The organism is Flavobacterium resistens, assembly GCF_900182645.1.
Taxonomy (GTDB): Bacteria; Bacteroidota; Bacteroidia; order Flavobacteriales; family Flavobacteriaceae; genus Flavobacterium; species Flavobacterium resistens.
This window is the reverse complement of record NZ_FXTA01000001.1, coordinates 920,842-935,928: the sequence shown is the minus strand read 5'-3', so window position 1 is coordinate 935,928 and position 15,087 is coordinate 920,842. Positions and strand designations below refer to the sequence as shown.

Sequence of the window (15,087 nt, the reverse complement as noted above, 5' to 3'; positions counted from 1 at the left end):
TTTTGGCAAATGATATTGAAGATTGGACAATTGATATTTCATAACTTTGCAGTAATGAAAAAAGTATATCTAGACAACGCCTCTACAAGCGCAATGCGCCCTGAAGTAATTCAGGAAATGACAAAAGTTATGACTGAAGATTTTGGAAATCCATCTTCTACGCATAGTTTTGGGCGAAATGGAAAAACGATTTTAGAACTTTCCAGAAAAAGCATTGCAAAACACTTAAATTGTTCGGCTCAGGAAATTATTTTTACTTCTGGCGGAACTGAAGCTGATAACTGGATTTTACGTTCAGCAGTTGAAGATTTGAAAGTGGAGCGAATTATTACTTCAAAAATTGAGCATCACGCTGTTTTATATACAGTTTTAGCGCTGGAATCAGATTATGGAATTCAGGTTGATTATGTGAATGTAAATCCGGATGGAAGTATCGATTTAACGCATTTGTCTAATTTATTGTCTGAAAATAAAAAGACGATTGTTAGTTTGATGCATGTTAATAATGAAACTGGAACAATTTTAGATTTGGAAAGAGTTGGAGTAATCTGTAAACAATATAATGCTTTATTTCATTCAGATACTGTGCAATCTGTTGGAAAAACGGAGATTGATCTTCAAAAAATTCCTGTTGATTTTATAGTTGCAAGTGCGCATAAATTTCATGGTCCAAAAGGAATTGGATTTGCTTTTGTTCGCAAAAATTCAGGTTTGCAGCCTCTTATTTTTGGCGGTGAACAAGAAAAAGGACTTCGTGCCGGAACCGAAGCCGTTCATCAAATTGCGGGCATGGCAAAAGCATTAGCTGTTTCTTATGAAAATTTAGATCAGGAAAGAGCTTATATTTCAAATTTAAAAACATACCTGATCGAGCAGTTAGAAATTCATTTTCCTGGTTTTAGAATTAATGGAAAAAAAGAAGATTTCTACAATATCATCAATATTATTCTACCTTTTTCTTCAGATAAAACTTCGATGCTGTTGTTCAGTCTCGATATGAAAGGAATTGCGGTTTCAAGAGGAAGTGCCTGTCAGTCAGGAAGTATTAAGCCATCACATGTTTTAAAAGAAATGTTATCGGAAACGGATCTAAAATTACCAAATCTCCGAATTTCATTTAGTCATTATAACACCAAAGAAGATATCGATTGGCTTATTGAGAGTCTTAAAACTGTTTAAAAGTTTCAAGTTTCAGGTTTCAAGTTTCAAGTTTTAAGCGAACTTGAAACTTGAAACCTGAAACAAAAAAATTATTTACGAATCACTTTTACCTGTGAATCGTTTGTCAATTTGATGATTGTAGAAGATTTTCCGTTGATTTTATCCTGGTTCAGTTTTACAACATAATCTACACCATTAATAATTTCGGGACTAATATCTTTAAAACTTAAAGGCGTTGGTTGTCCTGAAATATTGGCTGAAGTTGAAACTAAAGGTTTTTTCATTCTTTCCATCAATTTGAAGCAGAAAGGTTCTTTTACCAAACGTACTCCCAGAGATTTGTCGGCAGCAATAATATTTGGAGCAACATTTCTGGCATCGTCAAGAATTAAAGTTGTTGGTTTTTCAGATAAATCCCAGATCTGCCAAGCAACTTCGGGAATGTTTTTGAAAACATTGTATATCATTTTTTCTCCGTTCATCAAAACAATCATACTTTGAGTTTCGGCACGTTGTTTTAATTTATAAATTTTTGCAACAGCTTCAGCATTAGTTGCGTCACATCCAATTCCCCAAACTGTATCAGTTGGATAAAGGATGATACCGCCTTCTTTGATAACTTCGTAAGCTTTGATTATTTCTTCGTTCATTGTAAAAAAAGAGTATTATTATAATGCAAAAATAATCTTTCTAGTTGGTAAAAAGTTGAAATTTAATTCAGAATAATGAAGTTTTTGTAATTTATAAGGTTATTTTTGTTGCTCGAGTTAGAATTCGCAAATAAGACGCTTGATGAAGCAACATTTGAGGTTCAATTTAATATCAATTTTAAACAAAATATGTCTAAAAATCTAGTAAAAGTTGCTATTCCTGTGTATAAGGAATATTTTGGTGAACTTGAAGAGAAATCATTTTTGCAATGTTGTAAGGTCTTAAAAGATTATGAAATTGTAATTGTGCATCCTGAAGGATTAAATCATTCTTATCTTTCGGAGAAACATCAAAATTTGACTTTTAAAAGCTTTTCTAAAGATTATTTTGCGACTATAGATGGTTATAATGAATTATTATTACGACCAGTATTTTATGAAAGCTTTTTGGATTCAGAATATATTTTAATTTATCAGCTGGACGCTTTTGTTTTTAAAAATGAGTTGACAGAATGGTGCAATAAAGGTTATGATTACATTGGAGCGCCTTGGATTGCAACTTCAAAAAATGCTTTGTCAAATAAAATAGCAAGTTTGTTTTGGTCAAAAAAGAAAAAAGAACGTCAGCAGATTTTCTTTAAAGTTGGCAATGGAGGTCTTTCTTTACGTAAAGTTGCTTCACATTTCGCTATTGCAAAAGAACAGGAGCAATTTATCTCTGAGTTTTTAGCTGAAAAAGAAAAAAAAATATATGCAACTGAAGACGTTTTTTGGTCTTTGAAAGCAAATGAATTTGATTCTGATTTCAAAATTCCAGATTATAAAGAAGCCGTTTATTTTGCAATAGACAGAAAACCTGATTTGGCAATGAAATTAACAAACAACGAACTCCCGTTTGGTTGTCACGCTATAAATAAGCCAAAAGTGATTGATTTTTGGAAACCAATACTAAATCAATATTAATTTTTTTAATTAAGTATGATTACAAAATTTAAATTTTCTGATTCAATAGTAAGTTCAAAAGATGTTCTTTCAGCTATCAAAAATTTTGATTCTGAGGGTGAACTTTTTGGCTATGGCGTTCGAAATAAAATTAAATTGATTCCTGTAAATGGGAAAACAATTAATATCAAATCGTTCAAAATTCCGAATATCATCAATAAAATTGCTTACAAGTATTTCCGAAAATCAAAAGCAAGACGTTCGTTCGAATATGCTACAATTTTGCTGGAAAAAGGAATTGGAACGCCTATGCCGATTGCTTTTCTTGAAAACTTCAATTTTATTGGTTTGAAAGACAGTTATTATGTAAGCGAGCATTTGGTTACAGAATTAACGTATAGAGAATTGGTCGAAATTCCTGATTATCCGGATCGTGATAATATTTTAAGACAGTTTACAAAGTTTAGTTTTGATTTGCATGAAAAGGGAATTGAATTTTTGGATCATTCGCCTGGAAATACGCTAATTAAAAAAAGAGATGAAGGTAAATATGATTTCTTTTTAGTGGATTTAAACCGAATGAATTTTCATGAATTCATGCCTTTTGAAATGCGCATGAAAAACCTTTGCCGCTTAACTCCTCTAAAAGAAATGGTTGCCGTTATGAGTAACGAATATGCCAAATATTATCCTGAATCTGAACAAAAGATTTTTGATACTTTATGGAAAATGACAGCCGATTTTCAAGAACAGTTTTATAGAAAAAAACGTCTAAAAAAGAAACTTAAATTCTGGAAGAAGTAATTCTGTCAAGTTCTTTATAACGCACAAAAATACTATAAGCATTTAGGTAACAAATCGTAATTCCTTTAGCACCATCTAAAATGCCAAGCCGAATTAGATATTGATATAAAAAAGTATAAACAGGATGGAAAACCATTAAAAAAAGAGATGGTTTCTGTCCTTTTTTTAATTTTTCATTAGCCTTGAAAACTCCATATTTATACATTTTTTCTTTATAATCCTGAAAAGAAATATAAGAGAAATGAATAATTTTATTTTTTAATACAGCAATTTTGCCATTTACAATAAGCTTTTCGTGCACCATTCTTTCTTCATTGTATCTGCATTTTGATTTATTGAAAAGCCTAAAAATTTTATCAGTTTGCCAGCCGCTGAAATTCAGTTTTCTATTTTTGAACATAAAAGTTCTGTATATCAAATACGCGCTTGCAGCATTTTGATTATTAATTGTAGAAAGAATTTCCGTTTTTAATTCAGGCGTTAATTTTTCATCTGCATCAAGAAATAAAATCCATTCATTTTTTGCCTGATCTAAGGCAAAATTACGCTGAGAAGTATAGTTTATAAATTGATTTTGAATGAGTTTAACATTTGTAAAAGACTCCACGATAGCGACAGTTTGATCATTGCTGAAGGAATCTACAACAATTATTTCATCCGCAAAATCAATATCTTCTAAAAGTGATTTTATGCGATGTTCTTCATTTAGCGTAATAATCAGAACGGATAATTTTTGCTTTTCATTCATTTGAATGCTTTTCAATTTTTATATTCCTGAAAATAAGCTTCCAATTTTTTTAGCATAAGTTCTAAAGGATATTCCGCATAATATTCAAATGTATGCTCTTTAATATATTGTTCTGTGTGCTGCGCGTAAATTTCTGGTTTTAAATCTTTTAAATGGATTGATACATTTTTTGCTTCATTTTCAAATGTTTGCCAGGTTTCTTTTCGTACCGATGGCGTAAAAATAGAGAAAGTCGGGATTTCTAATGCTTTTGCCATATTTACGGCTCCGCCTTCGTTTCCTATTAACATTTCACATTGAGAAAGCAACGCTAAAAATGGACGAAGTTCAGTGCAATACAAATCAAAAATAATGTGTTTTTTCGTTTCTTCAGAACAATTATTATAAACTTCTAAAGCTTGTTCTTTCTGATCCGGGATATAATTGAAAATAATCGTCGCATTCGTTTTAGCAACAGTAAAGTCGATAATTTTAGCCATTCCGTCTAAAGGATATGTTTTGTAGAATTCGCTTCCTAAAATACCAAACATAATTAATGGTTTTTCAGTATCGACATTATAGCTTTTTAGTAGATTTTTAGCTTCATTAATTTCAGATTCTTTTAAAAAGATTTTTGGTTTTACATCTGTAATTTTTTCTGAAATGAAAGGTTTTAGAAGCATTAATCTGTTTTCAATTGCCAATCCAAATTCTGATTTTACGGCATCTAATCTTTCGTAGCTATAATTATAAAATACATTAGAATACCATTTCGAATACGAAACTTTATACTTCGCACCAGAAAATAAGGTAATCAAATTCGTTTCTAATTTACTGTAGACATCAATTACAGCATCGTATTTTTTTCTTCTAATTTGAAAAATAAATTTAAATAAAGATGGAATTGCTTTTCGTACCGTATTTGTCAACGGAATAATAGTATCAATATTCGGATTTTCCTTTAGTACATCCACAGAATTTGGATAACACATATAGTCTATCTTTGATTCTGGAAACTTGGCTTTTAAGTTGTTACAAATTATTGTACTTGTTAATACGTCTCCAATTCTTTTCTGCTGAATAACTAATATCCTCATTTATTTCTATGTTCAATTTGTAGGCTAAAGTACAAACAATTTTATCAAGTGTACAAATCGAATACCGAATAAGGATAGACAAGTTTAAAAAAAGACGTATTTTTGCTTTCACCAAATCAGATTTAGAATGAAAATTAGCGGCCTTGTCATTACATTTAATGAAGAAAAGAATATAGGAAAATGTATTGATGCTTTGTTTAAAGTATGCGATGAAGTTATTATTGTAGATTCTTTCAGTAAGGATCGTACAGTTGAAATTGCCAAAGAAAAAGGCGCAACAGTAATTGAACAGGCTTTTTTGGGCGACGGACCACAACGTACTCATGGTTTACCTTACTGCAAAAATGACTGGATTTTAAATCTCGATGCCGATGAGTTTTTGGATAAAGATGCTGAGCAATTCATTCTCGATGGAAAATATTTAGAAGGAAATTATGATGCTTTCAGTTTTAGAGTAAAAAACTTTTTAGCAGACAAATTAATTGATTTTTCGGGCTGGTATCCGGATAACAAAGTTCGTTTTTTCAACAAGCAAACGGCTCATCCTTCTGAATCTAAAGTACATCAGAAAATCATCACTCAAAATGAAAAAAAAGTAGCCGTACATATTTTGCATTATGGCTGGGATTCTTTGGATCAGATTATTGCCAAGAAAAATCAATATTCAGGCTGGCACGCACAACAATTATTTGATCAGGGAAAAAGAATTAATGCTTTTAAACCCATAATTAACGGTGTAGTATCTTTTGTACGATGTTACTTTTTTAAGAGGGGAATTTTTAACGGAATAGACGGGTTATCCATCGCAATGATTCAAAGTTTTTTCTCTTATATGAAATATGCTAAGCTTTTAAAACTTCAAAAAAAGCTAAAATAAAATACAGACAACTAATATTTTATTTTTTGCGTAAAATGTTTCTTTACTAGAGTAAAAAAAATTTAAGTGTATCTAAAACATTATTTAATTTCTCCTAAATAAAGCTATTTAGTTTTATTATTGGTTATTTTTTTATTGAGTATATTTTTTTTTAATTTGCTGATTATTAGTGTTTTTGTAAAATAAAATGGAGCTGACAAACGCGTATTTTGCATCAATATTATTTTTAACATAATTTTTTAATTTTTGTTATAAATAATGCTATTAATATATAGATTTGCAAAAAAAAATACATGTCAAAGTTACCAATCTTAATGTACCACAACGTAGTTGAAGATGAAGCTAAATCTTTGAACTTAAGTATTTCTGTGTCAAAGTTAGAATCGCAATTAAAGTTTCTTCGCGATAATAATTATACAACATTTCATTTTAAGGATTTAGAGAATTTAAAAACTCTCCCTTCAAAAAGCATTATTATCACTTTTGATGATGTTACAGAGTGTCAGCTTTTGTTCGCAGTGCCTTTGCTTGAAAAGTATCAAATAAAAGCTTCTTTTTTTATACCATTTTCGTTCGTTGGAAATTTTGATTACTGGATTGAAGGGAAAGAGAAAATAATGAGTGTTGAGCAGTTGAAAGGTTTAGACGGTAATTTAATCGAGTTAGGATATCATTCTTTTGAGCATAAAAGATATAGTTCATTATCAAAAGAGGAATTAGAAGCTGATTTTATAAAGTCAAATAATTTTATTAAAGAACATCAATTAGATATAAAACCTGTTTTGGCGTATCCATTTGGTAACTATGCTAAGAAAGAGGCTCAATTTGCTGTTTTTGAAAAAATTATGCATGAAAATGGCATAAAATATGGTTTAAGAATTGGAAACAGAGTAAATAAATTTCCTTTTAAAAATAATTATTTGGTTAAAAGAATAGACATAAAAGGAGAAGACAGTCTGTTTAGATTTAGGTTAAAATTGAAGATTGGTAAACTTAAATTATTTTAAAGAAAAACATGGAAATCAGCGGATTGGTAATAACCTATAATGAGGAAAAAAATATTGGGAAATGTATAGATGCTCTGTTTAGAATTTGTGACGAAGTAATTGTTATAGATTCATTAAGTGCTGATAATACTGTAAAAATTGCAGAAGAAAAAGGAGCTAAAGTTATCTCTCAAATGTTTTTAGGAGATGGACCGCAAAGAATTCATGGACTTCAATATTGTAAAAATGACTGGATTTTAAATCTGGATGCTGATGAGATTTTGGCCGAAGACGCCGAAAATTTTATATTGTCGAGAAAATACGAAAATCAAGATTTTGATGTTTTTACTTTTAGATTGTATAATTATTTAGGCGGAAAGAAAATTGACTTTGCAGGTTGGTATCCTGATAAAACAGCACGATTTTTTAATAAAAAAACAGCTTCTCCGTCAAAAGACAGAGTGCATCAAAAAGTTTCAGGAAATAATAAAGCACATTTAAAAGTGCATATCAATCACTATGCGTGGGAAAGTTTTGATCAATTTATAAATAAGAAAAATTTATATTCAACCTGGCATGCACAACAGCTTTACGAGCAAGGAAAAAGAATAAATAGTTTTAAACCGATATTAAACGGAACGGTAGCTTTTGTAAGATGTTATTTCTTTAAAAAAGGTTTTGTAAATGGATTAGATGGGCTAACATTTTCAATGATTCAGGCTTTTTTCTCCTATATGAAATATGCTAAGCTTTTAAAACTTCAGCGAAAAAAATAAATGATAATAAAAAAACGGAATGAGTAAATATTCATTCCGTTTTTTTTTATTTAAGACTGTAAATTAAACAGCAACATCGTATTCACGAAGTGCATTATTTAATGAAGTTTTCAAATCTGTAGATGGTTTACGAGTACCAATAATTAATGCGCATGGAACTTGGAATTCTCCAGCAGCAAATTTCTTAGTATAACTTCCAGGAATCACAACTGAACGTGCAGGAACAAAACCTTTCATTTCAACTGGTTCATCACCAGTAACATCAATAATTTTTGTTGAAGCAGTTAAACAAACGTTAGCGCCAAGAACAGCTTCTTTTCCAACGTGAACACCTTCTACAACAATACAACGTGAACCAATAAAAGCACCATCTTCAATAATTACCGGAGCAGCTTGTAATGGTTCTAAAACACCACCAATTCCAACACCACCACTTAAGTGAACGTTTTTACCAATTTGTGCACAGCTTCCAACAGTTGCCCAAGTGTCAACCATAGTTCCTTCGTCAACATAAGCACCAATATTTACATAACTTGGCATTAAAATAACACCGCTAGAAATATAAGCTCCGTAACGTGCAACTGCGTTTGGTACTACACGAATTCCTTTTTCAGCATAATTTCTTTTTAGTAACATTTTGTCGTGGTATTCAAAAATACCAGATTCCCATGTTTCCATTTTTTGAATTGGGAAATACATTACAACAGCTTTCTTCACCCATTCGTTTACTTGCCATCCGTCACCAACTGGTTCAGCAACACGTAATTTTCCCGCATCTACTAATTCGATAACTTCTCTGATAGCATCAGTTGTAGCAGTTTCTTGTAATAAAGCTCTGTTTTCCCAAGCTTGTTCAATTATAGTCTGTAAAGAATTCATAAGTTTTAATTTTTGGCAAAGATAACGTATTTGTAGAAAAGCGGAAAAGTAAAACCTTTTTGAAAATGTTATATATGTAACATTTTGTTTTTAATTTGATAAATTAAAGAGTTTGATTCATGTTTTTATTTTCATACGAGTTATTAAACGTTTTTTTATATCAAAGTATGACAAAAATCAGATTTTACCTTTTTTCTTCGGACTACTTTCGCGGCGTTAATTCTGAAAAAACAGAATTAATAAAAACCATTCCAAAACAAATTATATAAGCAGTAGATCATGAATCAGGAAAATCAGCTCCAGAATAAAGTTACAGTAATTGACAAAGAAGTTACTTGGGATAAAACGCAAGTCATAATGAGTAAAACAAATGCTTTTGGTATTATTGAATATGCCAATGAAGTATTTGTTGATGTTTCAGGTTATGAAGATTATGAATTGATGGGGCAGCCACATAATATTATTCGGCATCCAGATATGCCAAAAGTTATTTTTAAAGTGCTTTGGGAAAATCTTAAACAAGGAAAGAATTTTCATGCCATCGTGAAAAATTTAGCAAAATCTGGAAGATACTATTGGGTGATTACCGATTTTGAAATTGCAAAAGATGAAAATGGAATAATTGTCAATTATTTTGGTAGAAGACAATCTGTTCCGCACGAAGTGGTTTCTTTACATATTGAACCTTTATATAAAAAGCTTTTGCAAATTGAAGCAGCAAGCGGTGTTGAATTTAGTGAAAAGTATTTAATTGGATTTCTGGAAGAGAAAAAGAGAACATATGTTGAATATATTAAGGAGTTAATTCTTGAACATGAAAAATCTCAATCTAAATTTTTGCAGTACGAACAACAAACGGAAGAGGAAGAAGAGGAGGAAAGAGGTTTTTTTAGAAGACTATTTAATAGATAACTGAATTTTTAGGTTTTTGAATATTTTGGAAAAGATCCGCTTTGAGTTTTTAAAGCGGATTTTTTTATTTTCTTTTTGAAATAAATAAAAAGCTTGCTTTTGATATTCTTGAAAAGAAAAAACTAAAATGATTACCTTTGAAAAAAATATAAAATGCCAAGAATCCTTTCCATAGATTACGGACAAAAACGTACCGGAATTGCTGTTACCGATGAAATGCAGATTATAGCATCGGGCTTAACTACAATCCCGACCAATACCGTAATTGATTTTTTAAAAGATTATTTTGCCAAAGAAAAAGTTGAAGCCGTCTTAATTGGTGAACCAAAACAAATGAATGGTCAGCCATCTGAAAGTGCTTCCATAATAAAAGGTTTTGTTACTCATTTTTCTAATATTTTTCCAGATATGAAAGTGGTTCGCGTCGATGAGCGTTTTACTTCAAAAATGGCTTTTCAGACCATGATCGACAGCGGACTGAGCAAAAAACAGCGTCAGAACAAAGGACTGATAGATGAAATTTCTGCAACGATTATGCTTCAAGACTATCTTTCTTCTAACCGATTTTAAGTTTACGGCTTAAAAATTTCACTTTATTTAGAAAAAAATATGATTTCCTAACTTTTATCATGCAAATTTTAGTTTTTTTTTGCGATTGAAAAAAGTACCTTTGCATTTTTAAAAACAATTACTGTTATGCCTGACAATACAATACGTTCTAATAGTGAAGTAGTGCTTATTGGAGCTGGAATTATGAGTGCAACTCTTGGATTAATTTTGAAAGAGTTGCAACCTGATATTAAAATTGAAATTTACGAAAGACTTGATGTTGCTGCAGCAGAAAGTTCTGATGCATGGAACAATGCGGGAACCGGACACTCGGCTTTTTGTGAATTAAACTATACACCAGAAAAGGCGGATGGAAGTATCGATCCTAAAAAGGCAATCAGCATAGCAGAATCATTTGAAGTTTCACGCCAGTTTTGGTCTTATTTGGTGCAAGAAAAGAAAGTGCCATCTCCTGAAAATTTTATAAAAAGTGTTCCTCATATGAGTTTCGTATGGGGTGATAAAAATGTCGAATATCTAAAAACAAGATTTGAGGCATTGCAAAGCAATCCAATTTTTTCTGAAATGGAATTCAGTACTGATTTTGAGCAGTTGAAAAAATGGATGCCATTAGTGATGGAAGGCAGAGAAAATAACGAAGCATTAGCTGCAACTCATATGGAAATTGGTACCGATGTTAATTTCGGGGCTTTGACCAGAAGTATGTTTAATTATTTGGAGAAACTTGATGGTGTAAGTTTGTATTTTAATCATGAGGTTAAGAAATTAAAACAACGTGAGGACAAATCATGGAGAATTAAAATCACAGATCTTTCTACAGGACAAAAACGAAAAGCCTATACTAATTTTGTATTTATTGGAGCTGGTGGTGGTTCATTGCCATTATTGGAAAAAGCTAACGTTCCTGAAGGAAAAGGTTACGGCGGATTCCCAGTAAGCGGTCAATGGTTGAAATGTACAAATCCAGAAGTTATTGCAAAACATCAGGCAAAAGTTTATGGAAAAGCCAGTGTTGGAGCCCCTCCAATGTCTGTTCCACATATTGATACTCGTGTAATTGATGGTGAAAAAGCATTGCTTTTTGGACCATTTGCAGGTTTTTCAACTCGTTTCTTAAAAAATGGTTCTTATTTGGATTTACCATTATCGATAAAATCAAATAATTTAATCCCGATGTTGGCTGCAGGATATCACAATATTCCGTTGACAAAATACTTAATCGAGCAAGTGCGTCAGTCTCCAAAAGACAGAATGAAAGCGCTTAGAGAATATTTGCCTTCTGCACGTTCTAAAGACTGGAAACTTGAAAAAGCAGGTCAACGTGTTCAGGTTATTAAAAAAGATGAAAAAGAAGGTGGGGTTTTAGAATTTGGAACTGAAGTAATCAATACGCATGACGGTTCTCTAGCAGTTTTGTTAGGAGCTTCTCCAGGAGCGTCAACTGCTGTGGCAATTATGGTAGATTTAGTAAGCAGATGTTTTACAAATCAAATTAAAACACCAGAATGGGAAGCGAAACTGAAAAAAATGATTCCTTCTTATGGCCAGACATTAAATGACAAACCAGAGCTTTTGGCTAAACTTAGAAAAGAAACTTCTGAAGTTTTGAAACTAAATAATTAAGCTTTAAAATTGATATAAAAAGCAGCAAATCCAGATGAATTAATCTGGATTTGCTGCTTTTAGTTCTTTCGTAATTTTTAAAATCTTCTCGGCCAGATTGCTCATCCAAATTAATTGTTCAATAACCAATTGAGCCTCTTGCATTTTCGCCTGACGCGTTTCTTTATCAAGTTCGTCATCTTCGGCAAGACGAGTAAAGTTTTTACGTTTAAGTTCTTCAAATTGAAGTGTTACATCTTCTTTATCGAAAAAAGTATCTTTAAGGATTATCTCATTTTTCAGAATAGAAATTGACTGATCTAAATTAGATAAGATTGTTTTAATGATATAATTAAAAGAGTCTGAAGCTCGTGTTGTTTGATGTGACTGGATATAAGTTGATAGAGAAGCTAAAGCTGATAAAATAGAATGATTCAGCACAACTAATTTATTGACTAATGGCAATGTTTTTTGCTTGGATTTTGGCTCCTGCATCATTCGCTGAAAAGAAGTCATTAAATTACCAATTTCTACAAAAGCATGTTTTCTGGCTAAACGGTAGGAAGTTGGTATTTCTCCTTTTTTATTATAAAAATCTGCAATTTCTCGCAAATAATTTCGGTTAGCTCGAATGGAATTTTCAATGTGAATTGGTGTATTGATGAATTCCCAGGCAGGCCATAAAAACTGATTGGCCAAAAAAGCCAAAATTGCTCCTGCCAATGAATCCAAAATCCTGAATTGGATTACTTCAACAACATCTGGCGTCAAAATTCCATAAATAAAAACGACATACATCGTTACAAAAGTCGCACTGATTTTGTAATTAATTTGCGTAAACGAAATTCCCAAAAGCATACAGACAATTGAAAATATGCTCAGTGCAACATGATTTTGGATGACAGACACGATTCCGAAAGCAATCAATCCACCCAAAATAGTTCCGAAGATTCTATTGTAAGAACGTTCTTTTGTCAATCCATAGCCCGGACGCATAATCACAACGATCGTCAATAAAATCCAATACACATTTTGGAACGGAAGAATTTTTCCGATCAAAAAACCAATTAAAATGGTAATTGTTAATCTGATAGAATGTCTGAAAATTGATGATGAAAAAGTTAAATTTTCAGTCAGAGTTCGCAACGGATAATATTGTGGCGTAAGGAATTTTTCTAGTTCTTTATCTTTGTCTTTTAGTTTATAAGACTGCATTGCTAATGAAAAAGCACGCTGAATAATTTTGATTTTTCCAACTTGGTTTTTAGCATAATTCAGCATATTGGTGAGCATCAAAACGCCTTCTGAAGATTCTTCTTTTCCTAAAGTTTTTTCATAATCAAAAATGGCGAATTCAAGTGCGTCTAACTCATTTTTCAAATCATTTTTGTCGACATAAACCGCAATGTGATGTACATTTTTAGAAAGTTTTTTCAAAGTTGAAGCCAGTTTGTAGGCTACATTTTGATACGTTCGGAGTACTTCTGGATGTTTTGCGAATTTTTCATGAAGTTTGCTGTGATCAAAAGAAGTATATAAAGCAAGTTCCTGAATTTCGACTAAAGTGATAAAAACCAAAAGCATTTTTCGGTTTTGAGCCGTTGCTGCCGAAGTGTTTTGATTGCCAATAAGCATTTTTCGCAAATCTTCGTGAATCAAATTTAGTTCGACCTGAACTGCTAATTGTTTTTCTGTAATAGCATCTCTATTGGCTTCGGGATTCCATAAGTCACCTCTTAATTTCAGGTATTTAGCGGTAAGTTTTATTCCTTCTGCAATTTCTAATTCAACATATTTATAAGGTTGTATAAAGTGAAAAACAAGTGATACAATTAAGTATAGAATTCCTCCAATAAAAATGAATCCAGCATATTCAAATGCTTCCAAACCTTGATGTAAATGCCCGAATGATAATGAAATCGAAAGTAAAGCAGAAAAAGATACTAATGTTGCACGCTGTCCGTAAACCGAAATCATCGAGCATAAAAACAATAAAAATCCTAAGAATGGATAAAATAAAATCGGATATGGATATGTAAAGTTTACTAGCAAATTAACTCCCGAAACAATAAAGGATGCAACAACAAGTCCTTTTATTTTATGGCTTAATGAACTCGGAATATCGCTGGGATAGGTATAAAAAGCCCCAAGCGCAATGGTAAACCCTATTTCAAAATGCCCCAAGAAGTTTAAAATCAGCACAGGAACTACAGAAGCAATAGTTACTTTAGACGCGTTTAAGAAAGAAGTACTGTTCGTGAATTTCGTGATGCGGTCAAACATATATAGAGGTTTACTAACAAAGGTAAGAATTGTACGAATCAATTTGGCATAATTATAGATGAGATTTTAACATACTGTCAAAAAATAAGATATAATATGCGGTTTAGAATTATTCGTAGACTATTTTTTATTATTTTTGCCAGCTGAATTATAGGAAACTAAAATTCAGTTTTTACAATAGATAATGCAATAAAAAAATACAAATGATTTTACCAATTGTAGGATATGGTGATCCTGTTTTAAGAAAAGTGGGAGTGGATGTTACACCAGAATATCCAAACCTAAAAGAAACAATAGCAAACATGTATGAGACCATGTATAATGCATACGGTGTTGGGCTTGCTGCTCCGCAGGTAGGTTTAGCAATTCGTTTGTTTGTTATTGATACAACTCCTTTTAGTGAAGATGATGATTTAGAATCTGATGAGGCTAAAGAATTAAAAGGATTCAAAAAAACTTTTATCAATGCTAAAATTGTTAAGGAAGAAGGAGAAGAGTGGAGTTTTAACGAGGGTTGTTTAAGCATTCCTGATGTTCGTGAAGATGTTTATAGAAAGCCAACGGTTACGATTGAATATTGCGAAGAAGATTTTGTAATGAAAACAGAGGTTTTTGACGGATTGATTGCAAGAGTTATTCAACATGAATATGATCATATTGAAGGAGTTTTGTTTACAGATAAAATATCTTCATTGAAAAAGCGTTTGATTCAAAAGAAATTAAAAAATATTACAGAAGGCAAAACTTTTCAAGAATATAGAATGAAATTTGCTGCCGCTAAAAAAGGAAGATAATTGTTCAGAAAAAGAACAAAAAAAGAC

General features: G+C 31.5%; 15 protein-coding genes. 10 read left to right on the top strand and 5 right to left on the bottom strand.

Annotated elements, in window-relative coordinates; genetic code table 11:
* Positions 1-54: 54 nt before the first annotated feature.
* Positions 55-1,179: a cysteine desulfurase family protein gene (locus FN795_RS04030; RefSeq protein WP_142449482.1), complete on the top strand. Its 1,125-nt coding sequence runs from the start codon at positions 55-57 to the stop codon at positions 1,177-1,179.
* Between the two features lie 71 nt (positions 1,180-1,250).
* Here the strand turns inward: FN795_RS04030 and FN795_RS04025 are convergent, their stop codons facing one another.
* On the bottom strand, positions 1,251-1,811 hold the full coding sequence (locus FN795_RS04025) for an L-threonylcarbamoyladenylate synthase (RefSeq protein ID WP_035648591.1): 561 nt from the start codon (positions 1,809-1,811) through the stop codon (positions 1,251-1,253).
* Positions 1,812-2,000: 189 nt separating this feature from the next.
* Between FN795_RS04025 and FN795_RS04020 the strand changes: the two genes are divergently transcribed.
* Together FN795_RS04020 and FN795_RS04015 are read left to right on the top strand one after the other, a co-directional pair.
* Positions 2,001-2,774 (top strand): DUF5672 family protein, encoded by a 774-nt coding sequence (locus tag FN795_RS04020; protein WP_142449481.1) that lies wholly within the window; start codon positions 2,001-2,003, stop codon positions 2,772-2,774.
* Between the two features lie 15 nt (positions 2,775-2,789).
* Positions 2,790-3,557: a protein kinase family protein gene (locus tag FN795_RS04015; protein ID WP_142449480.1), complete on the top strand. Its 768-nt coding sequence runs from the start codon at positions 2,790-2,792 to the stop codon at positions 3,555-3,557.
* Here the strand turns inward: FN795_RS04015 and FN795_RS04010 are convergent.
* Both FN795_RS04010 and FN795_RS04005 read right to left on the bottom strand, forming a co-directional pair.
* Positions 3,538-4,305 carry a glycosyltransferase family 2 protein gene (locus FN795_RS04010; protein ID WP_142449479.1) on the bottom strand — a complete coding sequence of 256 codons (768 nt, stop codon included), beginning with the start codon at positions 4,303-4,305 and terminating at the stop codon, positions 3,538-3,540. The two genes, FN795_RS04015 and FN795_RS04010, sit on opposite strands and share 20 nt — an antisense overlap.
* Positions 4,306-4,316: 11 nt before the next feature.
* Positions 4,317-5,381, bottom strand: coding sequence for a glycosyltransferase family 9 protein (locus FN795_RS04005; RefSeq protein WP_142449478.1), 1,065 nt, complete (start codon positions 5,379-5,381; stop codon positions 4,317-4,319).
* A 127-nt stretch (positions 5,382-5,508) separates the two neighbouring features.
* Between FN795_RS04005 and FN795_RS04000 the strand changes: the two genes are divergently transcribed.
* The 3 genes from FN795_RS04000 to FN795_RS03990 all read left to right on the top strand — a co-directional run bounded on the left by FN795_RS04000 (position 5,509) and on the right by FN795_RS03990 (position 8,020).
* Positions 5,509-6,258: a glycosyltransferase family 2 protein gene (locus tag FN795_RS04000; RefSeq protein WP_142449477.1), complete on the top strand. Its 750-nt coding sequence runs from the start codon at positions 5,509-5,511 to the stop codon at positions 6,256-6,258.
* A 350-nt stretch (positions 6,259-6,608) separates the two neighbouring features.
* Complete coding sequence (locus FN795_RS03995) at positions 6,609-7,265, top strand: polysaccharide deacetylase family protein (RefSeq protein WP_317131753.1); 657 nt, start codon at positions 6,609-6,611, stop codon at positions 7,263-7,265.
* An 8-nt stretch (positions 7,266-7,273) separates the two neighbouring features.
* Positions 7,274-8,020, top strand: coding sequence for a glycosyltransferase family 2 protein (locus FN795_RS03990; RefSeq protein ID WP_142449475.1), 747 nt, complete (start codon positions 7,274-7,276; stop codon positions 8,018-8,020).
* 63 nt (positions 8,021-8,083) lie between these two features.
* Here FN795_RS03990 and FN795_RS03985 read toward each other — a convergent pair whose 3' ends face one another.
* The gene (locus FN795_RS03985) at positions 8,084-8,899 is read right to left on the bottom strand and encodes a 2,3,4,5-tetrahydropyridine-2,6-dicarboxylate N-succinyltransferase (protein ID WP_035648576.1); all 816 of its coding nucleotides are present in this window, start codon (positions 8,897-8,899) and stop codon (positions 8,084-8,086) included.
* Positions 8,900-9,178: 279 nt separating this feature from the next.
* On the opposite strand from FN795_RS03985, the gene FN795_RS03980 reads away from it, so the two are divergent.
* From FN795_RS03980 to FN795_RS03970, 3 genes are all read left to right on the top strand, one after another.
* Positions 9,179-9,811 (top strand): PAS domain-containing protein, encoded by a 633-nt coding sequence (locus tag FN795_RS03980; RefSeq protein WP_142449474.1) that lies wholly within the window; start codon positions 9,179-9,181, stop codon positions 9,809-9,811.
* Between the two features lie 153 nt (positions 9,812-9,964).
* Positions 9,965-10,381, top strand: coding sequence for a Holliday junction resolvase RuvX (gene ruvX / locus FN795_RS03975; RefSeq protein WP_142449473.1), 417 nt, complete (start codon positions 9,965-9,967; stop codon positions 10,379-10,381).
* A 126-nt stretch (positions 10,382-10,507) separates the two neighbouring features.
* Positions 10,508-12,004 carry a malate:quinone oxidoreductase gene (locus FN795_RS03970; protein WP_035648569.1) on the top strand — a complete coding sequence of 499 codons (1,497 nt, stop codon included), beginning with the start codon at positions 10,508-10,510 and terminating at the stop codon, positions 12,002-12,004.
* Between the two features lie 39 nt (positions 12,005-12,043).
* Here FN795_RS03970 and FN795_RS03965 read toward each other — a convergent pair whose 3' ends face one another.
* Positions 12,044-14,266 (bottom strand): FUSC family protein, encoded by a 2,223-nt coding sequence (locus tag FN795_RS03965; protein ID WP_142449472.1) that lies wholly within the window; start codon positions 14,264-14,266, stop codon positions 12,044-12,046.
* Positions 14,267-14,469: 203 nt separating this feature from the next.
* Between FN795_RS03965 and def the strand changes: the two genes are divergently transcribed.
* Positions 14,470-15,060, top strand: coding sequence for a peptide deformylase (gene def / locus FN795_RS03960; RefSeq protein WP_035648563.1), 591 nt, complete (start codon positions 14,470-14,472; stop codon positions 15,058-15,060).
* The last annotated feature ends 27 nt before the right edge of the window (positions 15,061-15,087 follow it).